This is a genomic window from Jiangella rhizosphaerae (assembly GCF_003579925.1).
Lineage (GTDB): Bacteria > Actinomycetota > Actinomycetes > Jiangellales > Jiangellaceae > Jiangella > Jiangella rhizosphaerae.
In genome coordinates this window covers 22,107-46,951 of sequence record NZ_QUAL01000037.1, presented here as the reverse complement: position 1 = coordinate 46,951, position 24,845 = coordinate 22,107, and the positions used below count along the sequence as shown (strand labels likewise).

Genomic DNA, 24,845 nt, shown 5'->3' with positions numbered 1-24,845 from the left:
CGTCTGGTCCGTGATCGGTGCTCAGTAGCCGGCGGCCTTGCCCTCGCGCCGTGCCCCGGCGCCGCCGCGCAGCGAACCGTCGGCGGCCCGCCAGCACATCTGGAACGACCCCAGGTGCCAGTTGGTCAGGCCCAGCGGCCGCACCCGGATGCCCAGCGCGGCCAGGCCCGCCGGCACCTCGGGCGCCACCGCCATCTCCATCGGCAGCGTGTAGTCGTCGCCGAGCGGCGTCATCAGGGCCGCCGCTTCGGCGCCGTCGGGCGTCATGCCGAAGTCGAGGACGTTCGACAGCACCTGCGGCACCGTGGCCTCGACCTTGCCCGGCGTGCCGAGCGCCAGCCACGGCCGCCCGTCGCGGAGCACGAGCGTGTTGCCCATGACGGTGCGGACGTGCCCGCCGCCCGCGTACCAGCCGCTGATGTTCTGCCGGGCGTTGAGGCTGGTGTCGGTGAGCGACCCGGTCATCGGCACGCCGCCGACCACCTCCCCCGGGATGCCGCTGCCGGAGAGCGTCGTCATCGCCTGCACCCAGTTGCCGGCCGCGTCGACGATGCTGATCTCGCAGCTGTCGGTCCCGTGCTCCAGGGCCGGCAGCGGCGCCGCGTGCGGCGAGCGGGTGGTGAGCCGCACGTGCTCGCCGAGGTCGGTCCGCGGCATGGACGAGCGGATCAGCCGCGCGACGTGCCCGTGGTATGCGGGATCGGTGAGGACGTCGCTGGGGTCGTCGAACACCTCGGGGTCGTTGAGGTGGCCGACGTCGAGCCGGGCCCGGCGCAGTGTGTGTGCGAGCAGGTAGCTCGCGACGGGACTGGCGTTGTAGTGGCCCTCCCCCGTGATGCCCAGCCGGTCGAGGACGCCGAGGACCATCGCCGCCGACGCACCCTGGATCTGCGGCGCGGCCAGCGAGACGATCTCGTGCCCGCGGTGGGTGAACCGGCGCGGCTCGCCCCACACCGGCGGCTTCGCGGCCAGGTGCGCGAGCGTCACCGGCCAGCCCATGGCGTTGCCGCGTTCGACGAACGCCCGCGCCCACGGGCCGTCGACGAAGTAGCCCGGGCCGTGCTCGGCCAGCCCCGCGAGCGTCCGGGCCAGCTCCGGCTGCCGCCACCGCTCGCCGACCTGCGGAAGCCGGCCGGCGGGCGTGAAGTGCTCGCGGCCGGACGGCGAGTGCTGGAAGTAGGCGAGCGTGGTGGCCATGACGTAGTGCTCGAACGACGTCACGACGTGGCCCTCGTCGGCCAGCTGCCGGGCCGGCTCGACCAGCCGGGCCCACGGCAGGACGCCGTAGGTCTCGTGCAGCAGCTTCATGGCCGGCATGAACCCGGGCACGACGGCATTGGCGCCCGGCGGCACGGCGGAGTACGTCCCCGGCTCCACCGGCACCGGCCGGAACGGCGCCAGCCCGGGAATCACCCAGCCCGGGCTGTTGAGCTGCCGGACCCGGCCGGTGCGGCTGTCGTACAGCAGCGCGGTCACGGTGCCGGCGTGGTTCGTGAGCTCCTGCGACACCGTCGCCTGCACCATGCACGCGGCGACCAGCGCGTCGGCGGCGTGCCCGCCGTCGCGCAGCACCGCCAGCGCCGCGTCGGTCACCAGCGGGTGCTGCGTCGACACCATCGCCGACGCAGCACTCGCCGGAGCCTTGCGGCCGACGACACCGTGCGGATACGTCGGTGTCATCAGCTCTGCGCTGGCCCGATCTTGCTCCAGTCCAGCAGCACGACCTCGCCGAGGGCGAAGAAGTCCTCGATGCCGGAGAGCTCGGCACGGATCGCCTCGGTGTAGGAGACCTGGACGAGGATCGCCGTCGGCAGGTCGTCGGCGACGATGCGCTGTGCCTGGGTGTAGAGCGGGACGCGCTCCTCGCGCTCGTTGGCCGAGTTGGCCGCGATGAAGAGGTCGTCCAGCTCCTTGTTGCAGTACCCGGTCGCGTTGCCGAACACCGCGTTCTGGTCGTTGTCGCAGGTGTAGCGGCGGTAGAGGCCGATCGCCGGGTCGGCACCGGAGGCGATGTTGATCGTGTAGGTGTCGAAGTTGTGGTTGGCGAAGACCTCCTCCCGGAACACCTCCGCGTCGTCCTGCAGCACCGTGGTCTCGACGCCGATCGCGCGCCAGTTGTCGGCGATGACCTCCGCGACCTTCTCACCGCCCGGCTCGCTCGCCTCGTACCGGTGGACCAGGCTGAACCGGGTGCCGTCGGCGCCACGGGGGTAGCCGGCCGCGTCCAGCGCCGCCTCGGCGGCCTCCGGGTCGAACGGGTACTCGGCGTCGTAGTCGATGTCGCCGGTGTTGGCCCAGTGCCCCTCGGGCAGCGGCGAGCGGCCGGGCGGGAAGTAGCCGCCGAACGCGCTCTCGGAGATGAAGTCGCGGTCGATCGCCTGGAACAGCGCCTTGCGCACCGCGGGGTCGGCCAGGATCTCGTTGCGGGTGTTGAACGGGAACATCTTCATCGAGTACGACGCCCGGCCGGTGTCGAGCACGACGTTGTCGTCGTTCTCGAGCTGGAGGATCGCCTCGTACGGCACGTCGTAGGAGTTGATGTAGTCGATGTCGCCGCTCTTCAACGCGAGCGCGCGGGCCGTCGCGTCGCCGATGACCGTGAAGACCACCTTGGCGAAGCCGGGTGTGTCGCCCCAGTAGTCGTCGTTGCGGGCCAGCGTGATCCGCCCGTTCTCCCACGACTCGAACTTGAACGGGCCGGTGCCGACGGGCGCGCGGTTGGCCGGGTTGGTCTCCAGCTCCGTGCCCTCGTAGACGTGCTGCGGCAGGATGGAGAACGACATCGGGTTGAGCATCGCGAGGAAGGCGCCGGTCGGCGAGTTCAGCACGACGTCGACGGTGTGCTCGTCGACGGCGGCCGCCGAGGCCACCATCTCCTTCAGCGCCGCCGTGCCGGCGTTGACGCCCAGGCCGTTCTGGAAGGTGAACACGACGTCGTCGGCGGTGAACGGCTCGCCGTCGTGCCAGGTGACGCCCTGCCGGAGGTGGAAGCGGTAGGTGACGTCGTCGAGCTGCTCCCACGACTCCGCGAGCTGCGGCTGGACCTCGCGCTCGCGGTCGACGGTGACCAGCGACTCCTCCATCGCCAGGCCGACCAGGCCCACCTGGACGTCGCCGAGGAACAGCCGCATGAGGTGCGGCGGCTCGGCGCTCATGCCGACGACGAAGGTGTCGTCGGTGTTGCCGCCCTGACCCCCGGCGCCGCCGGCGGTGCCGCCGCAGCCGGCCATGAGCAGAGCGGCGCCGGCGACCAGCGCCACCACCCATGTCCTGACAGTTCTGACCACGATCGCTCCTTCGTATCGGCGGTTCCGGTGCCTCACGCCGCATCCTGCGGAGGCACCAGCTGCGGAGTGGAACCGAGCAGTCTGCGGGTGTACTCGTGCTGGGGCCGGGCGAAGACGTCGTCGATGTCTCCCTCTTCGACGATGTCGCCGCGGTACATCACGAGCGCGCGTTGTGCGAGGGCCCGCACCACCGACAGGTCATGGGTGATGAAGAGGATCCCCATGCGGTGGTGGGCCTGGATCTCGCGGATCAGCTTGATGATCTGGACCCGGACCGAGACGTCGAGGGCCGACGTCGGCTCGTCGGCGACCAGGTAGGCCGGACGGTGCAGCAGCGCCCGGGCGAGCGCGACCCGCTGCTGCTGTCCGCCGCTGAGCTCGTGCGGGAAGCGGCCCAGGAACCGGTCCGGCGGGGTCACGCCGACCTCCTCGAGGGCGGCCGAGACCGCCGACCCGACGCCGTCGCGCGGCACCCCGGCCCGCCGCGCGGCGTAGCCGAGGATCGAGCGGATCGTCATCTTGGGGTTCAGCGACGCCGCGGGGCTCTGGAACACCATCTGGACCGCGCCGTGGAAGCCCGGGGTGATCCCCCGCCGGCCCTGATACGCCGTGCCGTCGATGGTCACCGTGCCGCTGTCGGGCACCTGGAGCCCGGCCATGACGCGGCCGAGCGTGCTCTTGCCGCTGCCGCTCTCGCCCACCAGCCCGACGATCTCGCCGCGGCCGACGGACACGCTGACGCCGTCGACGGCGACCACCTCGCGGCGGCGCCGGCCGCGCGAGCGGAACGTCATGTGGATGTCGGACAGCCGCAGCGCGTCACCACCGCCGGCGTCGCGCGCTCCGGTCGCGGCGTCCGCGGCGTCCTGCCGGCTCACTACGCTCATGACTCCCTCACCGGCTCGGGGACGGTGGACGTGCCTGCCGGCGCCGCGGCCGCGACGTCGTAGATCTCGCGCATCGCCGCCATCAGCGACCGCGTGTACTCGTGCCGCGGCCGCCAGAGGACGTCCTCGGTCGGCCCGCTCTCGACGATCTCGCCGTCGAACATCACGAAGACCCGCTCGCAGAACTGGCCGATCGCGGCGAGGTCGTGCGAGACCAGCAGGATGCCGACGTGCTCCTGGTCGGCCAGCGACCGCAGCAGCCGCAGCACCTGGTCCTGGATGGTGACGTCCAGCGCCGTCGTCGGCTCGTCGGCGATGACCAGCGCCGGCCGCTTGGCCAGCGCGCACGCGATGATGATCCGCTGCTTCATCCCGCCGCTGAGCTGGTGCGGATAGAGCCGCGCGAACTCCTCGGTGGCGGGCAGTCCGACGGCGTCGAGCAGTTCCTCGACCGTGCGGCCGCCGGGACGGATCGCCTCGGCGACCTGCCGGCCGATGCGCATCGTGGGGTTGAGGTGGGCGTTGGGGTCCTGGAAGACGTAGGACAGCTCGGTACGCAGTGCCTCGCGGCGGCGGGTCTCGCCCGCCCCGGAGAGGTCGGACCCGTTGACGACGATCCGCCCGCCGACCCGCGGCTGCAGACCGGGCGCGAGGAGGCCCGCGATGCCGCGCGACAGCATCGTCTTGCCCGACCCCGACTCGCCCACGAGCCCGACCACCTCGCCACGGCGGACGTCGATGAAGGCGTGCCGGACCGGGTGGATGCGCGTCCCGCCGAACGGGTGGATCGAGACGTCGAGGTCGCTCACCTCGAGCGCTCGCTGTTCGCGCTGCTGCGCCGGTGTGGTCACAGTGCCCTCCGCCCCTGGGTTCCGCGGCGTCCCATGGCGTCTCCGATGAGGTTGAACGACAGCACCATCAGCGCGATGCACACGCCGGCCGGCACGCTGAACCACCAGGCGTCGGTGAGGAACGGCTGCGCCCGCCGCAGCACGCCGCCCCAGCTCGACGTCGACGGGTCGCCGAGGCCGAGGAAGCTCAGGCCCGCCTCGAGCAGCATGCCGCGGCCGATGTCGAGCGCCGCCTGCACCGCGGCCGGCGCGAAGGCGACCGGGAAGATCTCCAGCGCGATGATGCGCCAGGCCGGCGTGCCGGAGATCCGGGCCGCGTCGACGAACTCCGCGCGCCGCAGCGCGAGGAACTGGCTGCGCACGATGCGCGCCGACTGCGGCCACAGCGCGATGATGACCGCGGCGGCGATCAGGGTGGTGTTGCGGCCGATCACGGCGACGATCACCAGGGCGATCAGCATCGCCGGCATGATCTGGAAGATCTCCGCGATGCGCATGAGGACGTTGTCGACGGCGCCGCCGACGTAGCCGGCGATGCCGCCGACCACGATGCCCAGGACCAGCGAGCCGAGACCGGCCGCGAGGCCGATCAGCAGGGACACCCGGGCGCCGTAGATCAGCTGCGACAGGATGTCCTTGCCGGTGTCGTCGGTGCCGAGCAGGTGGTCAGCCGACGGCCCCTCGAGGATCCGCGGCGACACCGCGAACGGGTCGTACGGCGCGATGAGCGGGGCCAGCAGGGCGACCAGCGCGAACAGCACCACGATCGCGATCGCGGCGACGGTCGTCGGTCCGCGGCCCAGCCGCAGGCGCTGCAGGCGCGAGGCCTTCGGCGTCGTGGGGTCGATGACGATGTCGCTCACAGGGCCGTCGCCTCCCGCACCTTCGGGTCGATGACCCCGTACACGACGTCGGTCACCACGTTCACCACGAGCGTCACGACGGCCACGACCACGACGACGCCGAGCACCACCGACGTGTCGCGACGCTGCACCGAGTCGTAGAGCAGGCTGCCCATGCCGGGCCAGCCGAAGATCTTCTCGACCAGCACCGAGCCGCCGACCATGGTGCCGAACGTGTAGCCCATGACGGTGGCGACCGGGAGCAGGGAGTTCCGGACGACGTGCCGGCGGATGATCCGCCCGCGGGCCAGGCCCTTCGACACCGCGGTGAGGACGTAGCCGGAGTTCAGGACCTCGTTGGCGCTGGCCCGGGTCATCCGGATCATCAGCGCCGTCTCGGGCACCGCCAGCACGGCCGCCGGCAGGATCAGGTGCGACAGCAGGTCGCCGAAGCGCTGGATCGGGGTGCCGACGAACCCGATCGTCGTCATGCCGTGCGCCGGCAGCAGGGCGAGGTTGATGGCGAAGACCAGCACCGCCATCAGCGCGAGCCAGAACGCCGGGATGCTGAAGGCGACGAGCGTGGAGAGGTTGAGGGCGTTGTCCACCGCGCGGCGGCGCGTCGTGGCCGCCCACAGGCCCAGCGGCAGGCCGATCGTGATCGACAGGACCGTGGCCGCGACCACCAGGATCATCGTGGCGCCCAGGTGGTTGACCACCAGCGGCAGGACCTCCTGGCGGTTGGCGAAGGAGTAGCCGAGGTCGCCCTGCAGGGCGCTCAGGACGTAGTTGACGTACTGGACGATCAGCGGCTGGTCGAGCCCGAGCTCCGCGCGTCGCTCGGCGAGGTACTCCTCCGAGGCCGGGTAGTCGCCGATCGTCGCCGTCACGATGTCGCCCGGTGCGAGAGACACCAGGACGAACGTGAACGTGATGACGCCGATCAGCAGCGGTATGACGTATCCAATACGTCGCATGACACCGAATAACACGCGCAACGCCCCGATTCGTTACTGTCGGCTGGGGGTGGGCCCGCGGATCTGGGCACGTCCAGGCCGCCACAGCTCGTCGTCAAGCACGCGGCTCTGGACCCAATCTCTGGCTGCATGTAGCATGTAGCATGCTGTGTCGTCCGTCAAGAGCCGTTCATCCTGCCGTCGCCCGGCTGTGGGTGACGTGCTACCGCCTGTGTGTCGACGGCTCCGGCATGCGCATTCCCACTAATCTGTCAATCGGTCAGGTCCCGGCCCCTCCCGTCGAACGGAAGTAGAAATGACGAGGCAGTCACTCCCTCCGCAGGATGAGCCGGTGCTGTCCGGTGCCGGCCAGCTCGGCCCGATCGGCGATCGGCCGTCGCGGACCAGAGAGATCTACGAACAGCTCCGGCTGGCCATCGCCCGCCGCGAGCTCGTGCCCGGCAATCTGTACTCCGTGGCCGAGCTCGCCGCGACGTTCGGAGTGTCACGGACGCCGGTGCGCGAGGCGCTCATCGACCTCGCCGCTCGCGGCATCATCCAGTTCGAACGCAACCGCGGCGTCCGGATCACCCAGTCGACGGCGCAGGACCTCAAGAACATCTTCGAGCTGCGCCTCATCCTCGAGACCCATGCGGCCAGTGTGGTGGCGTCGCGTCTCGACGCCACCACCGAGCGCGCACTCACCACGGCGTTCGACCAGCTGCAGCGGGCCACGACGATGCAGGACGACCTCACGTACTGGTCCAGCGACCGCACGTTCCACCGCGTGCTGCTCGACGCCTGCGGCAACGAACTGCTGAGCTCGATCGTCGACAACCTCCGCGACTCCATCCTGGTGCGCGGCACCACGAGCGCCGGACGCACGCGGACGCTGCAGGACATCACCACCGATCACGAAGAGATCCTCACCGCCGTGCTGAGCCGGCGGCCCGCCGCGGCGGCCGAGGCCATGCGGGCCCACCTGCAGCGCACCGCCGACTCCCTGCTGCAGCAGGAGCGCGACGGCGACGAGGGCTGACCGCTCCGCTCAGAGGTGGTGGTGCGCCCGCACCGGCCCCTCGGCGAACCGCTCGATCCGGAACGGCTCGAGGTCGATCGACGGCTGCTTGCCCTGCGCGAGCTCGGCGGCCACCACGCCGACGCCGGGTCCGATGCCGAAGCCGTGGCTGCTCATCCCGGTGGCGACCACGAGCCCGCCGTACTGCGGCGGCGCGGCCACGACCGGCAGCGCGTCGGGGGTGACGTCGACGGTGCCGGCCCACGCACGGGCGATCCGCGACGAGCCCCAGCGCGGCACCAGCGCGGTGAGGCTGCGGTGCGCGCGCTCGATCTTCGTGCGGTTCGGCGGCGGATCGTCCATCCGCGGCCAGTCGAAGCGGATGGCGTCGCGGTCGCGGCGCGGCAGCCGCCGCAGGACGTCCTGAACCACCACCTCGTTGAGGTGCAGCCGGATCATCGTGCGGTTGCGGACGAAGTTCGGCAGGAACAGCCGCAGGTTGCCCAGGGTGTCGATGCCGATGTCGTAGTCGCTCCAGGCGGCGCTGCCGAAGATCACCGACCCGTCGGCGAGCTGGCTGAAGCCGACGGCCGGGACGTGGACGGCGAGCTCCGTCAGGTGTTCCACCGCCGTCGTCCTGGCCGCCGTCGCGCGGATCCACCGGACCGGCACCTTCAGGCCGAGCGGCGCCAGCAGCTTGCCGGACCAGGCGCCGGCGGCGACCACGACCCGTCCGGCGGCCCGGCGGCCGGCGGACGTGCGCACGCCGGTCACCCGGCCGCCGGACGTGGTGACCTCCAGCGCCGTGACGCCCTCCTCGACGACCACGCCGCGCGCCCGCGCGGCCGCCGCGACGGCCGGCCCGGCGGCTGTGGGGTCGGCGTGCCCGTCGGACGGCGTCAGCAGTCCACCGGCCCACTCCCCCGTCACGTGCGGCAGCAGGTCACGGATCTCGTCGGGGCCGACCATCCGGCTGCCGAAGAGCGTGTCGCCGCCACTCGCGCGCAGCCAGTCGCGGTACTTGCTCAGGCCGGCCTCGTCGGGAGCGAGGTTGATCAGGCCCTTCTTGACCAGCGTCAGAGCCGGTCCGATCTCCTCGCCGAGCCGGTCCCAGGTGAGCGACGCGTGCTGCACCAGCTCCGCCTCGACCGGGTCGCAGCCCTGCCGCCGGACGAACCCCCAGTTGCGGCTCGACTGCAGGCCGGCGACCCGGCCCTTGTCGATGAGCCGCACCGAGTGCCCGGCGGACGCGAGCTCGTAGGCGGCCGTGACGCCGACGATGCCGGCGCCGACGACGATGACGTCGGTCCCGCTCACCTGCTCGGCCACGAACGGCTCAGGCCTTCTTCGCGGCGGCCAGCGCCTCGATGATCGGCGGCATGAACGCGGGCAGGTCGTCGGGGATGCGCGAGGTGATGACGTTGCCGTCGACCACGACCTCGGCGTCGACGTACTCGCCGCCGGCGCCGACGATGTCGTCCTTGATGGAGAAGTACGACGTCACCTTCCGGCCCTTGCACAGCCCGGCCGAGGCGAGCGCCCACGCTCCGTGACAGATGGCGCCGACCGGCTTGCCGGCCGCGCCCACCTCGCGGATGAAGTCGATCATCTCCGGCTTGCGCCGCATGTAGTCCGGCGAGAACCCGCCCGGCACGACGACGCCGTCGAAGTCGGCGGCGTTCACCGCGTCGATCGAGGTGTCGGCCGTCACGGGGAGGCCGTGCTTGCCCTTGAACACGTCGGTGCGGCCGCTGCCGATGATCGTCACCTCGGCGCCGGCCTCGCGCAGCCGGTACAGCGGGTACCACAGCTCCACGTCCTCGTAGAGGTCCTCGGCCAGGATGGCCACGCGGACTCCCCGCAGCTCGTCGCTCATGACAGTTCCTCTCTGTAGACCGCGGCCCCGACGGGACCGTTCGGGGACTCTTCCCACACGGCACGGACCGGACGGTTCACCAGGTCCGGCGGCTCGTGGCCGGTCAGCGCGGCGACGACCGCGCCGGTCGCGTGCTCGACCATCTGGTCGATGGCCTCCTTGGACAGCCCGCCGATGTGCGGTGTGAGCACCGTGGATCCCCACAGTGGCAGCAGCGGGCTGGTCCGGGGCGGCTCCTCGGAGAACACGTCGATGGCCGCACCGCGCAGCCGCCCGGCACGGATCGCGTCGGCGAGCGCCTGCTCGTCGACGATACCGCCGCGGGAGGTGTTGACCAGGACCGCACCCGGCTTCATCCGGGCGAGCAGAGCGGCGTCGACGAGGTTGCGCGTCTGCTGCGTGAGCGGCAGGTGAAGCGACAGCACGTCCGCCGACGTGACCACGTCGACCATGCGCGCCGGCCTGACCCCGGGCGGCGGCGGGGCGACCGGGTCGTAGCCGACGATGTCGACGCCGAACCCGTGCAGCCGCCGGGCGACGAGCTGCGAGATCGCGCCCATGCCGAGCAGGCCGACGGTCTTGCCGTGCAGGTCGCGGCCGGCCCACTCCCCGGTCCGCAGCCACCGGCCGTCGCGGACCGCGCGGTCGAGCTCGGGGATCCTGCGCAGCAGCGCGAGGATGAGGCCGATCGTGTGGTCGGCCACCGCCTCCTCGTTGGCGCCGCGGGCGACCGTCACGCCCACGCCGTGCTCGGCGGCGGCCTCGAGATCGATGCTGTCGGTGCCGACGCCGACCCGGCTGAGCAGCCGCAGGCCGGGCGTCGCCTCGAACACGGCCCGCGTGAACGGGTCGGTGCTCACGATGCCCGCCACGCAGCCGTCGAGCAGCTCGACGAGCTCGTCCTCGCTGCGGTCGTGCGTCCGCGGCGCCCGCCGCAGCGTCAGGCCGAGTGCCGTGAGCCGCGCCGCCTGGGGCGAGGCGTCGCCCGGATAGTCCGGCCAGGTCACCAGCACGACCCGGTCGCCCGACCGTGGCCGCGGCTGCCGTCCCGGAAGCGTGGCGGTCATGACGCCCACGCGTTGATCTGCTCGGGCGAGACCGCGAGCTGGACGACGGCCGGCCGGTCGGCGGCCATCGCCTTCTCCAGCGCCGCGGCGAACTCCCGGTTGGTCCGGCAGCTCAGGCCGAGGGCGCCGAGGCCGGTCGCGACGGTGGCGAGGTCGGCGCTGCCGAGGTCGACGCCGATCTCGCGGCCCGGGTAGGTGCGGGTCTGGTGGTTGCGAATCGACCCGTAGACGCCGTTGTCGAAGACGACGAACACCAGCCGGTCCAGGCCGAGGCGGACCGCCGTGTGGATCTCGCTCATCGTCATCGCGAAGCCGCCGTCGCCGGCGATGCCCGCCACGACCCGGTCCGGCGCGGCGATCTTGGCGCCGATCGCCGTCGGCACCGCGTAGCCCATCGGGCCGGACGTGCTGCCGATGAACGTGGCGGGCTCGGTCCACTGGTAGTAGCGGTTGAGGTAGCCGGCGAACGCCCCGGCGTCGGAGGTGACGATCGCGTCGGCCGGCAGCATCCGCCGCAGCTGCCCGACGGCGACGGCGAGGTCGGCGTCTCCGGGGGCGTCGTCGGGCACGGCCGTCGAGGCGAGGTAGCGCTCGTGCGCCTCCCGGGCCGCGGCCAGCGCCGGCGGGGGCGGCTCGGCCGTCCGGCCGTCGAGCAGCTCGACGAGCCGCCGGACGGTGGCGCCCGCGTCGGCGACGATCGGCACGTCCGGGTTGCGGACCACGCTCATCGACGCGGCGTCGACGTCGATCTGGATCAGCTTCTGCCGCGGCGCCGGCACGGTGTAGGCCATCGAGGTGAAGTCGCCGAGCCGCGTGCCGATGGCCAGCACGACGTCGGCGTCGCGCAGCGGCCGGGCCAGCTCGGCGGACAGCCAGGGCAGGTTGCCGGCGAACTGCGGGTGCGTGTTCGGGAACGCGTCGAACCGCCGCCACGCGCTGTAGACCGTGGCGCCGAGCCGCTCGGCCAGCGTCACGACCGCCGCGCGGCCCTCGGGACCGGCGAGCCCGCCGGTGCCGACGATCAGGGCGACGCTGCCGGCGCCGGCCAGCAGCGCGACGGCGCGGACGAGGTCCTCCTCGCGGGCGGCCGGCACCGGGACGTTCTGGCGGGCGACGGCGGTGACCTCCGTCGTCGCGTAGCCGACGTCCTCGGGCAGGCTGACCACCACCGGTCCCGGCCGGCCGCTCCTGGCCAGGTAGAACGCGCGCTGGATCTGCTCGGCCGCGCGGTCGGGCTCGGTGATCTCGATGCCGTCTTTGCCGAGCAGGCGGCCGGCGGCGAGGTGGTCGAGCTCCTGGAAGCTCTCCCGTCCCGCGTCGTCCCGCGACACCTGGCCGACCAGCAGCACCAGCGGCGTGGAGTCCTGGCGGGCGGCATGCAGGGCGATGGCCGCGTGGGCGAGGCCCGGGCCGCGGGTCACCATGAAGACGCCGGTGCGTCCCGTGGTCCTGGCCCAGGCGTCGGCCATGAAGCCGGCGCCCTCCTCGTGGTGGGTGGGCACGATGCGGACCTCGGGCACGTCGTTGAACGCGTCGAGGACCGGTAGGTAGCTCTCGCCGGGCACGCCGAAGACATGGGTGATCCCCTCAGCGGCGATCGCATCGACGATCACCCTTCCCACCGTGGAACTCATCGCGATGACCTTCCTGGCCTTGTCGGAACGTGCGGGGTCGCGGGTCGACCGGTCAGTCGATCGGCGCGTACCCCAGATCCAGATCGACGACGTTGAGGAGCGGCTCTCCGCGCAGCGTGTGCCGGAGGTTGCGGACGAACAGGTCGACCATGGCGTCCTCCCAGCCCACGAAGTCCGAGGACGTGTGCGGCGAGACGATGACGCCTGGTGTCTCCCACAGGTCGTGCTCGGGCTCCAGCGGCTCGCGCCACAGCACGTCGAGCCCGGCGCCGCCGAGCCGGCCGGAGCGCAGCGCCGCCATCAGCGCGGCCTCGTCGACGACGGCTCCCCGGCCGAGGTTGACCAGGTGGGCGCCGTCGGGCAGCGCGGCCAGCTCGGCCGCCCCGATCAGGCCGCGGGTCTCGGCCGTCAGCGGCGTGGCGATGACGACGTGGTCGGCGAGCGGCAGGACGTCGAGGAGCCGGTCGCGGCCCACGACTCTGTCGAAGCCGTCGACGCCGTCGCGAGCCCGCCGGCCCACGCCGATCACCGTCATGCCCAGCGCCGTGGCGCGGCGGGCCAGCTCCCGGTTCACCGGGCCGACGCCGATGGCGACGAGCGTCGCGCCCGAGAGCATCCGGCTCTCCCGCGGCCGCCAGGCCTTCTCCGCCTGATCGGCGAGCGTGCCCGTCAGGTCCTTGGCGTGCGCGAGCATGAGCATGAGCGCGTACTCGGCCATCGCCGGCGCGGTCACGCCGCGGGAGTTCGTGAACGTGATCCCGCGCGCCCTGACCTCGTCCGACAGCGACGCGTCGACGCCCGACGCCGCCACGTGCACCCACCGCAGCCGCGGCAGCCGGTCGATCGCGTCCGGCACCAGCGTGCTGCGGAAGTTCCAGACGAAGGCCGAGTCGATCGTCGCCGCCTCCTCGCCGATGTCGTCCGCCGTGACGGCGAAGACGAAATCGGCGAGGTCGCCCGCCTTCTTCAGCAGGCTCGGCGGTTCGACGCCCGTGGGCCGCAGCGCCACGAGCACCCGCGGCTTGACCGGTGGAGTCACGTCACTTCGCCGCGGCCAGCGGGACGACCTCGTGGGCGAACCGGGTCATGTGCTCGAGGCCGAACTTGGCGTCGACCCAGCCGTGCAGATAGAAGTCCATGACCAGATGGTCGGCACCGGCGCCGATCATGGCGGCGAGGCGGTCGGCGGCCGCTTCCGGCGTGCCGATCATCAGCCGCTCCTCCGGCCGGTTGAGCGTCTGGTCGTCGCGACGCTCGAGCGCCTCCTCCATGGTGATGCCGTTGATGCGGGCGAGCAGCCGCGGAATCGCCCACTCGTCGATCCACTGCGCGTCCTCGCTGATCATGCCGTAGTTCACGACGGCGAGCTCGAGCGCCTTGGCCCGTCCGTACTCCTCCGACAGCCGCTTCAGCGTCGGCACGAGGTCGTCGCGGATCTCCTCCACCGTCGGGAACAGCGGGTAGAACGCCTCGGCGAACTTCGCCGAGCGGTTCAGCGACTTCTCGCCGCCGCCGATCCACAGCGGGAACGGCTGCTGCACCGGCTTCGGGTTCAGCTCCAGGCCCTGCGAGTCCCAGATGGCGCCGGCCTCCTCGATCGGCTCGCCGGCCATCAGCTTGGTGATGGTCTCCAGCGCCTCGTCCATGCGACGCCCGCGCTCGGTCTTCTTCACCATGCCGACCTTGAAGTCCTCTTCCCACCAGCCGAGGACCGGGACGGCGACGGCGCGCCCGTTGCTGGCGTTGTCGAGGGAGGCGAAGTACTGAGCCCAGACGAACGGGTGCAGCGCGGGGACGACGAACTCGAAGGCGATCTTGATGCGCGACGTCTCGCGGGCGAGGATCGGCATCAGCACCATCGGGTCGAACAGGTACCGGGTCCCGAAGGCGCCGAAGCTCTTCGTCTTCGGCATGGTGAAGTGCCAGGGCACGTGGATCGCCTCGTACCCGAGCTCCTCGGCGGCCTTCGCGAACTCGACCATCGAGTCGACGTCCGGCTCGTTCGCACCCCAGGGGAAGAGGTACACCCGCAGCTTCTTGAGAATTTCCTCGGCGGTCAGGTTCGACATGTCATCCTCTCGCGTCGTCCGGGCCTCGCGCGGACGGTCAGTCCTCGTCGGGCAGGTTCAGGTGCTTGTGGAACGTCGTGCCGTGGGTGCCCCACGACTTCGGGCTGTGCTCGACCAGCAGCACCTGGACGTTCTCGAGGCGGGCGCCGTTGTTCACCATGACGTCGGTGATGCCCGCGATGATCGCCTCCTTCTGCTCCTGCGTGCGCTTGGCGATGTCCACTCGAACGAAGGCCACGTCGCTCTCTCCTCGCATGTGTGCCTCGCCGGCCTGACGAGCTCGCCGGCATGAGTGGCATGTTACATGCAATGGACATCTCAGGGAAGAGAGCTAGCGGAACAAGGCGACCGGATTGCTTGGATTCGTATGCTACGTGCCACCGTGCGTGGTGCGGCGCGCACCTTGGCAAGGCTGACCGTCGGCAGCGCGCCCGATGCGNCCGACTCGTCCGCGGCTTCCATTCGGCCGGCACGCCGCCGCCGCTGTGGTGGTGGCCAGCGTGCCGCTGGCGCAGAGCGCGACGATCGCGCCGGTGCGTGGTCGTCACGATGTCGGTGGCCGCTGCCTTGGCACGCCGAAGCGCTCCACGAATCCGGCCTATCCGGCACGGATGGTCACTCTCGGCGAGCCAAGCTCACGCGCGCCGCCGATCGGGACATCCGCGGTGGCTCGTCCGTGCTGTCTCGATGATCATCCAGGATCGACCACCTGATGCTGTGGTCGATCCTGGATGAACACACCGAAAGGGCCGGGTCAGGTCGTCACGGTGACGTCGCCGACGAGCCGACCGGCCGTCACGGTTAACACCGGACACCCCGGGGCGAACGATGGGCCTCAGGCCTGGGCGTGCTCGGCCGTCACGTCGAGGATCCAGGTGACGCCGAAGCGATCGGTCAGCATTCCGAAGGCGGGCGCCCACTGGGCCGGGCCGAACGCCTCGATGACGGTCGCGCCGTCGGCCAGGCGCTCCCACAACGCGCCGACCTCCTCGACGGTCTCGCCGCGCACGGACAGGAAGAACGGCTCCGTGGTGACGGTGGTGCCGTTCTCACGGCGCGTGGCCGGCGCACCCTGGGCGACCGGCGCGTCGTCGCCGGGCACGTCGTAGGCCATCACCCGGAAGCCGTTCTCGGCGACGACCTGTCCGAACACCACCTTCGGGGCATCGGGCAGCTCGGCGGGCATCCCGAAGTCGCCGTAGGTGGCGACGGTGAGCTGCCCGCCGAACACCGACCGGTAGAACTCCAGGGCCGCACGGGCCCGGCCGTGGAAGTTCAGGTGGGCGACAGCGTGTACCGACATGGTGATCCGATCCTTCTCGACGGGTCTCGTCGCCGGAGGCTTCCGGCGACGAGACGCCACTCTGGCAGCAGTACCGGTCAGGGAACGTCCGCTATTCGTGGCAGTCTGGACGGCATGCCGACCGCCGCCTCGACCGTGACCTCCGGGCGCCTGCTCGCGCTGCTGTCCCTCCTGCAGGTCCGTCGCCAATGGCCGGCGGACCTGCTCGCCCGGCGGCTGGACGTCAGCGAGCGCACGGTGCGCCGCGACATCGATCGCCTGCGCGAGCTCGGCTATCCCGTCCATGCCGCCAAGGGACCCGCGGGCGGGTACCGGCTCGAGGCCGGCAGCGAACTGCCGCCCCTGCGGTTCGACGACGAGCAGGCCGTCGCGCTCGCCGTGGCGTTGCGCATCGCGGCCGGGACCGGAGCGGGCATCGAGGAGGCCGCGGCACGAGCCCTGGCGACGGTGCGCCAGGTGCTGCCGTCCCGCTTGCGGCAGCGCGTCGACGCCCTCGACGCCGTCGCCGTCGCGTCAGCCGGGCGCGAGGGCGGGCCCCAGGCCGGCACCGAGGTGCTGCTCGCGCTGAGCGCCGCCATCCGGTCGGGAGAGGAGGTGCGGTTCGACTATGCGACGCCGGCCGGGCCCGACGGCGCCGCTCCGCGGCCGCCCCGCCGGGTGCAGCCGCACCACCTCGTCGCCGGGAACGGACGCTGGTACCTCGTCGGATGGGACCCGGAGCGCGAGGACTGGCGCATCCACCGGGCCGACCGCATGGCGCTGCGGGTTCCCAACGGGCCGCGCTTCGCGCCGCGGGAGGTGCCGGGCAGCGACGTCGCGAGCTCGCGCGCCGCGGGGCTCACCGCTGCCGGGTGACAGCGCTGTCGGGTGACGCTGCTGTCGTCAGGGCGACCACGATCACCCCCACGAGCCGCCCCACCATCTGCCGCGGCGACGGTCAGGGTTCGAAGCGGTAGCCCATGCCGGGCTCGGTGATGATGTGCCGGGGCCGCGACGGGTCGGGCTCGAGCTTGCGGCGCAGCTGGGCGGAGTAGACGCGCAGGTAGCCGGTCTCCGACTCGTACTGCGGTCCCCAGACCTCGCGCAGCAGCTGCTGGCGGGAGACGAGGCGCCCGGCGTTGCGGACGAGCACCTCGAGCAGGTGCCACTCGGTCGGGGTGAGGCGGACGTCCGCGCCGGACCGGGACACCTTCTTGCGGGCGAGGTCGATGGTGAGCTCGCCCGCGGTCACGATGGCCGGTTCCCCGTCGAGCGGCGCGGCCCGCCGGCGGGCGGCGCGCAGCCGGGCGAGCAGCTCGTCCATGCCGAAGGGCTTGGTGACGTAGTCGTCGGCGCCGGCGTCGAGGGCCTCGACCTTGTCGTCGGAGCCGACCCGGGCGGAGAGCACGATGATCGGGACGGTGGTCCAGCCGCGCAGGCCCTCGATGACCTCGACGCCGTCCATGTCGGGCAGCCCGAGGTCGAGCAGGACGACGTCGGGGTGCTCGCGGGCGGCGGCGTCGAGGGCGCCGCGTCCGTCGGCGGCGGTGACGACCTGCCAGCCGCGGGCTCGCAGGTTGATGGCCAGGGCGCGGGTGAGGGCCTGCTCGTCGTCGACGACGAGGACGCGGTTGCCGTTCGCGGGTTCCTGCGCTGTGGTCATGCGGTCTCCTCGACCCGATCCGGGGTGGTGACGGGCACCGGCGCGATGGGCAGGCGCACCACCATGGTCAGTCCGCCGCCGGGGGTGTCGTCCGCGGCGATGGTGCCGCCGAGGGCGTCGACGAACCCGCGGGCGACGGCGAGGCCGAGTCCGACGCCGCTGCCGGCCGTGCTCCCGTCGCGGGGCGCGCGGGAGTCACCGAGGCGCTGGAACGGCTGGAACATCGTCGCCTTGTCCGCCTCGCGCACGCCGGGACCGCGGTCGACGACGCGGAGCTCCACCTCGCCGGACGTGCCGGGGACGAGCGCGGCGCTCACCGTGACCTCGGCGCCGGGCGGTGAGTACTTGACGGCGTTCTCCACGACGTTGGCGATCGCCCGCTCGAGCAGGCCGGCGTCGGTGACCAGCAGCGGCAGGGACTCCGGGATGTCGAGGGCGACGCTGCCCGGCGGGACGCCGGTCGTGGCTCTCGGCACGACCTCGTCGAGGCTGACCGGGCGCAGGGTGGGCCGGATCGTCCTGGTCTCCAGCCGCGACAGGTCGAGGAGGTTGTCGATCAGCCGTTCCAGTGCGTCGGTGGCGTCGCCGATGGTGGCGAGGAGGGCGGTCTCGTCGTCGTCGCTCCAGTCGATGTCGTCCTGGCGCAGGCTGGTGACGCCGGCCTTGATGGCGGCCAGCGGGGTGCGCAGGTCGTGGGACACGGCGGCGAGCAGGGACGTGCGGATGGCCTCCCCCGCTTCCAGCCGCCGTGCCTCCTCGGCGCGCTGACGCAGCCGCTGGCGGTCGAGGACCACCGCGGCCTGGTGCGCGAACGCCTCAAGGACCCGGCGGTCGCCGGCCTCGAGCGCCGGTCCGCGCAGGCTGAGGGCGACGGTGTCGGACACGGTGACCTCGGCGGTGCCCTCGTCGGGTCTGCGGCACGGCGGGCCGCCCGCGCACGTGACCACGCGCCACTCGGCGCCGTCGCCGTCGCGCTCCAGCAGCGTGACCGCGTCCATGGCGAAGCGCTCGCGCAGCTGCTCCAGGATGGCGGTGACGGTGTTCTCGCCGCGCAGGACGCTCCCGGCCAGGGCACTCAGCGTGTCGGCCTCGGAGCTGCTGCGCGCGGCCTGCAGGGTGCGCCGGGCGGCGAGGTCGACCACCGACGCGACACCCACGGCCACCAGGATGAAGATCGCCAGGGCCAGCGCGTTCGCCGGGTCGCCGATGGTGAGCGTGTTGTACGGCGGGGTGAGGTACCAGTTGAGCAGCAGGCTGCCGAACACCGCGGCGGTCACCGCCGGCCACAGCCCGCCGACGAGCGCGACGCCGACGGTGAGGGCGAGGAACAGCAGCAGATCGCTGGGCAGCTCGTGCATGTCGCGGAAGGACACCAGGAGCGCCGTCAGAGCGATGGACCCCAGGACGGCCAGTAGCCAGCCGGCCGTCCGGCGGTTCCGGCTGAGCGCGTCGGCGCGCCGGAGCAGGGTGCCCTGGCCGGCCCGTTCGTGGGTGACGACATGGACGTCGATGGCGCCGGACTGCCGGACCACCCGGTCACCGACGCCCTCCTGGAACGACAGCATCCACCGGGGCCGGCGGCTGACGCCGACGACGATCATCGCCGCGTTGACGCCGCGGGCGAAGTCGAGGATGGCCCCCGCCACGTCCTCGCCGACGACGGTGTGGAACGTGCCGCCGAGCGACTCGGTGAGCGCCCGTTGCCGGTCCAGGGCGCCCGGCGGGGTGCTGGACAGGCCGTCGGCGCGGGAGACGTGGACGGCGAGCAGCTCGCCACCGGCGCCGCGGCCGGCGATGCGCGCCCCGCGCCGCAGCAGTGTCTCGCCCTCCGGCCCGCCGGTGAGCGCGACCACGATGCGTTCCCGCGCCGGCCAGATGGCGTCGATGCCTTCGTCGGCGCGGTACTTCTCCAGCGCGTCGTCGACGCGGTCGGCCATCCACAGCAGCGCCAGCTCGCGCAGCGCGGTGAGGTTGCCGATGCGGAAGTAGTTCGCCAGCGCGGCGTCGACCTTCTCCGCGGCGTAGACGTTGCCGTGCGCGAGCCGGCGCCGCAGCGCCTCCGGGGTCATGTCGACCAGCTCGATCTGGTCGGCGCGGCGCACGACGTGGTCGGGGATGGTCTCGCGCTGGGTGACGCCGGTGATGGACGCGACGACGTCGTTGAGCGACTCCAGGTGCTGGATGTTGACGGTGGAGATGACGTCGATGCCGGCGGCCAGCAGCTCGTCGACGTCCTGCCAGCGCTTCGCGTGCCGCGACCCCGGCACGTTGGTGTGCGCCAGCTCGTCGACGAGCGCCACCTGCGGCCGGCGGGCCAGGACGGCGTCGAGGTCCATCTCGGTGAACGTGGCGCCCCGGTAGGTGACCTCCCGGCGGGGGATCACCTCCAGGCCCTCGAGGAGCTCGGCGGTGTGCGGCCGTCCGTGCGTCTCGACGAAGCCGACGACGACGTCGGTGCCCCGCTCGACGCGGCGATGTCCCTCGGAGAGCATGTCGAACGTCTTGCCGACGCCCGGTGCGGCCCCGAGGTACACGCGCAGCTGTCCGCGTCCCATGTCTTCAGCATCCTCCACGCGACCGCGCCGTGACGGCACGACGGGCCGGTCAGCCCAGTTCCTCCAGGGCCAGGTTGAGTTCCAGGACGTTGACGCGCTCGCCGCCGAGGACGCCGAGGATCCGTCCCTGCGTGTGGTCCTCGACCAGCCGGCCGACGTCGGAGGGGTCGAGCCCGCGGGCGTCGGCCACGCGTTCCACCTGGAGTCGGGCGTACTCGGGTGAGATGTGCGGGTCGAGGCCGCTGGCCGACGCCGTCAGCGCGTCCGGAGGCACGTCGGCGGGGTCGACGCCCTCCTCCGCCGCGACCGCCGTGCGCCGCTCCTCGACGAGCGCGAGCAGTTCCTCGCTCTCCGGGCCGAGGTTGGAGCCGCTGCTGGCGAGCGGGTCGTAGCCGTCGCCGGCCGCCGACGGGCGGGAGTGGAACCACTCCTCGCCCTCGAAGGTCTGCCCGATGAGCGAGGACCCGACGACCTCGCCGTCGTGCTCGACGAGCGAGCCGTCGGCCTGGTCGCCGAAGGCCACCTGCGAGATGCCGGTGACGGCCAGCGGGTAGGCGACTCCGAGCACGACCGTGAAGGCGATCAGGACCCGCAGGCCGGCCCAGGTCTGCCGGGCCAGTGCGCCGATGGACATGCTGCTATCCAATCCCTGGAATCGTGGAGATGATGAGGTCGACGAGTTTGATGCCGATGAACGGGACGACGATGCCGCCCAGCCCGTAGATCAGCGCGTTGCGTTGCAGCATCGCGCCGGCCGAGACCGGCTTGTACCGGACGCCGCGCAGCGCCAGCGGGATCAGCGCCACGATGATCAGGGCGTTGAAGATGACCGCCGACAGGATGGCCGACTGCGGCGTCGACAGCCGCATGATGTTCAGCGTGTCCAGCTGCGGGTAGACCACGGCGAACATCGCCGGGATGATCGCGAAGTACTTCGCGACGTCGTTGGCGATCGAGAACGTGGTCAGCGCGCCCCGGGTGATCAGCAGCTGCTTGCCGATCTCGACGATCTCGATGAGCTTCGTCGGGTCGGAGTCGAGGTCGACCATGTTGCCGGCCTCTTTGGCCGCCGACGTGCCGGTGTTCATCGCGACGCCGACGTCGGCCTGGGCCAGCGCGGGCGCGTCGTTGGTGCCGTCGCCGGTCATCGCGACCAGGCGTCCGCCGGCCTGCTCCCGCTTGATCAGCGCCATCTTGTCCTCGGGCTTCGCCTCGGCCAGGAAGTCGTCGACGCCCGCCTGCTCGGCGATCGCCCTGGCAGTGACGGGGTTGTCACCGGTGACCATGACCGTGCGGATGCCCATCGCGCGCAGCTCGTCGAACCGCTCGCGCATGCCGTGCTTGACGACGTCGGCCAGGTTGATGACGCCCAGCACCCGCGCGGCTCCCCCGGCGGTGGTCTCGGCCACCACCAACGGCGTCCCGCCCGACGCGGCCACCGCGTCGACGGCCTCGTCGACGGCGAGGTCCGGGCGGCCGCCGTGCTCACGCACCCAGGCCAGGACCGCACCCGCGGCGCCCTTGCGGACCCGGTGGCCGTCGGCGAGGTCGACGCCGGACATCCGGGTCTGCGCGGTGAACTCGACGAACGTCGCACCCGGCAGCTCACCGGTGTGCCGCTCCCGCAGGCCGTACTCCTGCTTGGCCAGCACCACCACCGAGCGGCCCTCCGGCGTCTCGTCGGCCAGGCTGGCCAGCTGGGCGGCGTCAGCCAGCTCGGCGGCCGTCACACCGGACACGGGGAGGAACTCGACCGCCTGCCGGTTGCCGAACGTGATGGTGCCGGTCTTGTCCAGCAGCAGCACGTTGACGTCGCCGGCGGCCTCGACCGCGCGGCCGGACATCGCCAGCACGTTGCGCTGCACGAGCCGGTCCATGCCGGCGATGCCGATGGCCGACAGCAGCGCGCCGATCGTCGTCGGGATCAGGCAGACCAGCAACGCCACCAGGACCACGACGGTCTGCAGCTCGCCGGAGTACCCGGCGAACGGCTGCAGCGTCACCACGGCGAGCAGGAACACGATCGTCAGGCTCGCCAGCAGGATGTTCAGCGCGATCTCGTTCGGCGTCTTCTGCCGCGCCGCACCCTCGACCATCGCGATCATCCGGTCGACGAAGCTCTCCCCCGGCTTGGCGGTGATCCGGACGACGATGCGGTCGGACAGCACCTTGGTGCCGCCGGTGACGGCGCTGCGGTCGCCGCCGGACTCGCGGATCACCGGCGCCGACTCGCCCGTGATGGCGGACTCGTCGACGCTGGCCACGCCCTCGACGACGTCGCCGTCGCCGGGGATCACCTCGCCCGCCTCGACCACGACGAGATCGCCCGGGCGGAGGTCGGAGCTGCTCACGGTCTCCTCCGAACCGCCGGCGAGCCGGCGGGCCGGGGTCTCCTTCTTCGTCGCCCGCAGCGTCGCCGCCTGGGCCCGTCCGCGCCCCTCGGCGACGGCCTCGGCCAGGTTGGCGAAGAGCACCGTGATCCACAGCCAGGCGGTGATCCACCACGCGAACGCGCTCGGGTCGACGAACGCCAGCACGGTCGTCAGCACCGCGCCGACCTCGACCACGAACATCACCGGCGAGGTGATCATCCGCCGCGGGTCGAGCTTGCGGACCGCGTCCGGCAGCGACGCGACCAGCTGCTTCGGATCGAACAAGCCGGCACCGACCCGCGGCGCGGCCGCGGCCGGCGGGGCCTGGACGGTCGTCACTGTGTGTGTCCTTTCGTTGCTGAGGTTGCTCATGCCAGCGCCACCGCGATCGGCCCCAGCGCCAGCGCGGGGAAGAACGTCAGGCCCGCGACGACGATCACCGTGAACGAGTGGAGCCCGACGAACAGCGGACGGTGGGTCGGCAGCGTCCCGGCGGTCACCGGGGTCGGTGTCTGGCGGGCCAGCGACCCGGCCAGCGCCAGCACCAGGGCCATCAGCACGAACCGCCCGATCAGCATCGCCAGCCCGAGCGCGGTGTTGTAGTAGTCGGTGTTCGCGGACAGGCCGGCGAACGCGCTGCCGTTGTTGTTCGCGCCGGACGCGAACGCGTAGAGGATCTCCGACAGGCCCTGCGGCCCGTCGTTCAGCAGCGACGCCCGGGTGTCGTCGAACGAGGCCGCGATCGCCGCGCCGACGAGCAGGGCGAACGGCATCGCCAGCAGATAGAGCGCGACGAGGGTGATCTCGTGGCGGCCGATCTTCTTGCCCAGGTACTCCGGTGTGCGGCCGACCATGAGGCCGGCCAGGAACACCGCCAGGATCGCCAGCACCAGCATGCCGTAGAGGCCGCTGCCAACACCGCCGGGCGAGACCTCGCCCAGCATCATGTTCAGCATGACGATGCCGCCGCCGGCCCCGGTGTAGCTGGCGTGCATCGAGTTGACCGCGCCGGTCGACGTCCCCGTCGTGGACGTCGCGAACAGCGCCGACGCCCAGGTGTCGAAGCGGACCTCCTTGCCCTCCGTCGTGGCGCCCACCGCCTCCGGCACCGTGCCGGGGTGGCTCACCTCCGCGGCGGTGACGCCGGCCAGCGCCACGCCCCACAGCACGGCCATCGCCGCGAGGATCGCGTAGCCCTGCCGCCTGTCCTTGACCAGGACGCCATAGGTGCGGGTCAGCGAGACGGGGATCACCAGGATGAGGAAGATCTCGACCAGGTTGGTGAACGCGTTCGGGTTCTCGAACGGATGCGCGGAGTTGGCGTTGAAGAAGCCGCCGCCGTTGGTGCCCAGCTCCTTGATGACCTCCTGCGAGGCCCCCGGGCCGCCGACGATCGACTGCGTGCCGCCGGTCAGCGTGGTGATCTCCTCGGGCGAGGAGAGGTTCTGGATGACGCCGCCGGCCACGAGCACCAGCGCGAACACGAACGCCAGCGGCAGCAGGATCCGCACGACGCCCCGGGTCAGGTCGACCCAGAAGTTGCCCAGCCGGTCGGTCCGGGTGCGGACGAGGCCGCGGATGACCGCGATGGCCACCGCGAGCCCGGCCGCCGCCGAGACGAAGTTCTGCACCGCCAGACCGGCCATCTGGGCCAGGTGGCCCATGGTCGACTCGCCCGCATAGGCCTGCCAGTTGGTGTTGGCGACGAACGACACGGCGGTGTTCCACGCCAGCGCCGGGTCGACCCCGTCCATGCCCAGCGACAGCGGCAGCCGGTCCTGCAGCCGCAGGAACGCGTACAGGAAGAGCACCGACGCGGCGGAGAACCCGAGCACCGAGAACAGGTACGTGGTCCACCGCTGGTCGGCGTCGGGATCGACCCGGACGACCCGGTAGAACGCCCGCTCCACGGCCAGGTGCCTGGTCGATGTGAAGACCCGCGCCATGTAGTCGCCCAGCGGCCGGTACACCACCGCGAGCGCGACCAGGAGGATGACGAGCTGCAGCAGGCCCGCCGCGGTCGCGCTCATCAGAACCGCTCCGGGAACAGTAGCGCCGCCACGAGGTACCCCACGAGCAGCGGGGCCACGATCAGGCCCACGACGTTCTCGGCACTCATGCGCGCGGCCCCGTTCCCGCCGGCGACTCGAAGTCCGCCCGGGCCGGCTCCTGCGTCGCGACGTCGGCGCCGCCGCGCCGGTTCAGCCGGTCCGCACCAACGCCGATGAGAGCCGCGACGATGAAGAACACCACCGTGAGTCCCACGTAGGCGACGTCAAGCATCGACCACTCCTGAAGTAGCTCCTCGGCCCCGCTGGTCGGGGCCACCACAGGAACCTCACCACCGTCCGGACCCCGAACCGGCCGCCTTGACGACTTCTTGACGGGCCGACCGGCATTCCTGACGAGACCTTGACGCAGCCGCGGCCTTCTCCCCCATGCAACCTTCCGGACGCCCCGTGGCGTCTAGACAGTGCACTGCCAAT

General features: G+C 72.0%; 23 protein-coding genes and 1 pseudogene. 3 read left to right on the top strand and 21 right to left on the bottom strand.

Annotated features, from left to right (window positions below):
- Window positions 1-21: 21 nt before the first annotated feature.
- Genes DY240_RS04430 through DY240_RS04405 form a run of 6 tightly spaced genes read right to left on the bottom strand, consistent with a single transcriptional unit; the run spans window position 22 to window position 6,844 of the window.
- Entirely contained in the window at window positions 22-1,680 is a 1,659-nt protein-coding gene (locus DY240_RS04430; RefSeq protein WP_119658748.1) for a gamma-glutamyltransferase, read from the bottom strand.
- Complete coding sequence (locus tag DY240_RS04425) at window positions 1,680-3,287, bottom strand: ABC transporter substrate-binding protein (protein ID WP_147375194.1); 1,608 nt, start codon at window positions 3,285-3,287, stop codon at window positions 1,680-1,682. The genes DY240_RS04430 and DY240_RS04425 overlap by 1 nt, the downstream gene beginning before the upstream one ends.
- Window positions 3,288-3,319: 32 nt before the next feature.
- Window positions 3,320-4,174, bottom strand: coding sequence for an ABC transporter ATP-binding protein (locus DY240_RS04420; RefSeq protein WP_119658746.1), 855 nt, complete (start codon window positions 4,172-4,174; stop codon window positions 3,320-3,322).
- A complete protein-coding gene (locus tag DY240_RS04415) occupies window positions 4,171-5,025 on the bottom strand; it encodes an ABC transporter ATP-binding protein (protein ID WP_158602733.1) in 855 nt (284 codons plus the stop codon). The genes DY240_RS04420 and DY240_RS04415 overlap by 4 nt, the downstream gene beginning before the upstream one ends.
- Window positions 5,022-5,888 carry an ABC transporter permease gene (locus DY240_RS04410; RefSeq protein WP_119658744.1) on the bottom strand — a complete coding sequence of 289 codons (867 nt, stop codon included), beginning with the start codon at window positions 5,886-5,888 and terminating at the stop codon, window positions 5,022-5,024. The genes DY240_RS04415 and DY240_RS04410 overlap by 4 nt, the downstream gene beginning before the upstream one ends.
- Window positions 5,885-6,844, bottom strand: a complete 960-nt coding sequence (locus DY240_RS04405) for an ABC transporter permease (protein WP_119658743.1) — start codon at window positions 6,842-6,844, stop codon at window positions 5,885-5,887. Before DY240_RS04405 ends, DY240_RS04410 begins: the two co-directional genes overlap by 4 nt.
- A gap of 331 nt (window positions 6,845-7,175) precedes the next feature.
- Between DY240_RS04405 and DY240_RS04400 the strand changes: the two genes are divergently transcribed.
- Window positions 7,176-7,862 carry a GntR family transcriptional regulator gene (locus tag DY240_RS04400; RefSeq protein WP_158602732.1) on the top strand — a complete coding sequence of 229 codons (687 nt, stop codon included), beginning with the start codon at window positions 7,176-7,178 and terminating at the stop codon, window positions 7,860-7,862.
- A 9-nt stretch (window positions 7,863-7,871) separates the two neighbouring features.
- Here DY240_RS04400 and DY240_RS04395 read toward each other — a convergent pair whose 3' ends face one another.
- The 7 genes from DY240_RS04395 to DY240_RS04365 all read right to left on the bottom strand — a co-directional run bounded on the left by DY240_RS04395 (window position 7,872) and on the right by DY240_RS04365 (window position 14,725).
- On the bottom strand, window positions 7,872-9,170 hold the full coding sequence (locus tag DY240_RS04395) for an NAD(P)/FAD-dependent oxidoreductase (protein ID WP_119658741.1): 1,299 nt from the start codon (window positions 9,168-9,170) through the stop codon (window positions 7,872-7,874).
- 7 nt (window positions 9,171-9,177) lie between these two features.
- Window positions 9,178-9,717, bottom strand: a complete 540-nt coding sequence (locus DY240_RS04390) for a type 1 glutamine amidotransferase domain-containing protein (RefSeq protein WP_119658740.1) — start codon at window positions 9,715-9,717, stop codon at window positions 9,178-9,180.
- Window positions 9,714-10,784: a phosphoglycerate dehydrogenase gene (locus DY240_RS04385; RefSeq protein WP_147375193.1), complete on the bottom strand. Its 1,071-nt coding sequence runs from the start codon at window positions 10,782-10,784 to the stop codon at window positions 9,714-9,716. The genes DY240_RS04390 and DY240_RS04385 overlap by 4 nt, the downstream gene beginning before the upstream one ends.
- Entirely contained in the window at window positions 10,781-12,397 is a 1,617-nt protein-coding gene (locus DY240_RS04380; RefSeq protein WP_158602731.1) for a thiamine pyrophosphate-dependent enzyme, read from the bottom strand. The genes DY240_RS04385 and DY240_RS04380 overlap by 4 nt, the downstream gene beginning before the upstream one ends.
- A 73-nt stretch (window positions 12,398-12,470) precedes the next feature.
- Entirely contained in the window at window positions 12,471-13,457 is a 987-nt protein-coding gene (locus DY240_RS04375; protein WP_119658737.1) for a D-2-hydroxyacid dehydrogenase, read from the bottom strand.
- Window position 13,458: 1 nt separating this feature from the next.
- The gene (locus DY240_RS04370; protein WP_119658736.1) at window positions 13,459-14,487 is read right to left on the bottom strand and encodes an LLM class flavin-dependent oxidoreductase; all 1,029 of its coding nucleotides are present in this window, start codon (window positions 14,485-14,487) and stop codon (window positions 13,459-13,461) included.
- Window positions 14,488-14,524: 37 nt separating this feature from the next.
- Window positions 14,525-14,725 carry a tautomerase family protein gene (locus tag DY240_RS04365; RefSeq protein ID WP_157740975.1) on the bottom strand — a complete coding sequence of 67 codons (201 nt, stop codon included), beginning with the start codon at window positions 14,723-14,725 and terminating at the stop codon, window positions 14,525-14,527.
- Window positions 14,726-14,927: 202 nt separating this feature from the next.
- Here DY240_RS04365 and DY240_RS33175 point away from each other — a divergent pair.
- The coding region (locus tag DY240_RS33175) for a hypothetical protein (RefSeq protein WP_233552607.1) at window positions 14,928-15,200 on the top strand (273 nt) is incomplete at its 5' end.
- A gap of 122 nt (window positions 15,201-15,322) precedes the next feature.
- Here DY240_RS33175 and DY240_RS04360 read toward each other — a convergent pair.
- A complete protein-coding gene (locus DY240_RS04360) occupies window positions 15,323-15,790 on the bottom strand; it encodes a VOC family protein (RefSeq protein WP_119658734.1) in 468 nt (155 codons plus the stop codon).
- A gap of 114 nt (window positions 15,791-15,904) precedes the next feature.
- Here DY240_RS04360 and DY240_RS04355 point away from each other — a divergent pair.
- Window positions 15,905-16,624: pseudogene (locus tag DY240_RS04355) on the top strand (helix-turn-helix transcriptional regulator); the annotation flags it as partial.
- Window positions 16,625-16,727: 103 nt separating this feature from the next.
- Here the strand turns inward: DY240_RS04355 and DY240_RS04350 are convergent.
- The 7 genes from DY240_RS04350 to DY240_RS31655 are packed head-to-tail and all read right to left on the bottom strand — an operon-like array spanning window position 16,728 to window position 24,642.
- A complete protein-coding gene (locus DY240_RS04350) occupies window positions 16,728-17,432 on the bottom strand; it encodes a response regulator (RefSeq protein WP_119658732.1) in 705 nt (234 codons plus the stop codon).
- A complete protein-coding gene (locus tag DY240_RS04345) occupies window positions 17,429-19,987 on the bottom strand; it encodes a sensor histidine kinase (RefSeq protein ID WP_119658731.1) in 2,559 nt (852 codons plus the stop codon). The genes DY240_RS04350 and DY240_RS04345 overlap by 4 nt, the downstream gene beginning before the upstream one ends.
- A gap of 49 nt (window positions 19,988-20,036) precedes the next feature.
- Complete coding sequence (gene kdpC / locus DY240_RS04340) at window positions 20,037-20,621, bottom strand: K(+)-transporting ATPase subunit C (protein ID WP_119658730.1); 585 nt, start codon at window positions 20,619-20,621, stop codon at window positions 20,037-20,039.
- A 4-nt stretch (window positions 20,622-20,625) separates the two neighbouring features.
- Window positions 20,626-22,731, bottom strand: coding sequence for a potassium-transporting ATPase subunit KdpB (gene kdpB / locus DY240_RS04335; protein ID WP_119658729.1), 2,106 nt, complete (start codon window positions 22,729-22,731; stop codon window positions 20,626-20,628).
- Window positions 22,728-24,389: a potassium-transporting ATPase subunit KdpA gene (kdpA, locus tag DY240_RS04330; RefSeq protein WP_119658728.1), complete on the bottom strand. Its 1,662-nt coding sequence runs from the start codon at window positions 24,387-24,389 to the stop codon at window positions 22,728-22,730. The genes kdpB and kdpA overlap by 4 nt, the downstream gene beginning before the upstream one ends.
- Window positions 24,389-24,478 (bottom strand): K(+)-transporting ATPase subunit F, encoded by a 90-nt coding sequence (kdpF, locus tag DY240_RS04325; RefSeq protein ID WP_119658727.1) that lies wholly within the window; start codon window positions 24,476-24,478, stop codon window positions 24,389-24,391. Before kdpF ends, kdpA begins: the two co-directional genes overlap by 1 nt.
- Entirely contained in the window at window positions 24,475-24,642 is a 168-nt protein-coding gene (locus tag DY240_RS31655) for a hypothetical protein (protein ID WP_158602730.1), read from the bottom strand. The genes kdpF and DY240_RS31655 overlap by 4 nt, the downstream gene beginning before the upstream one ends.
- Window positions 24,643-24,845: the final 203 nt, after the last annotated feature.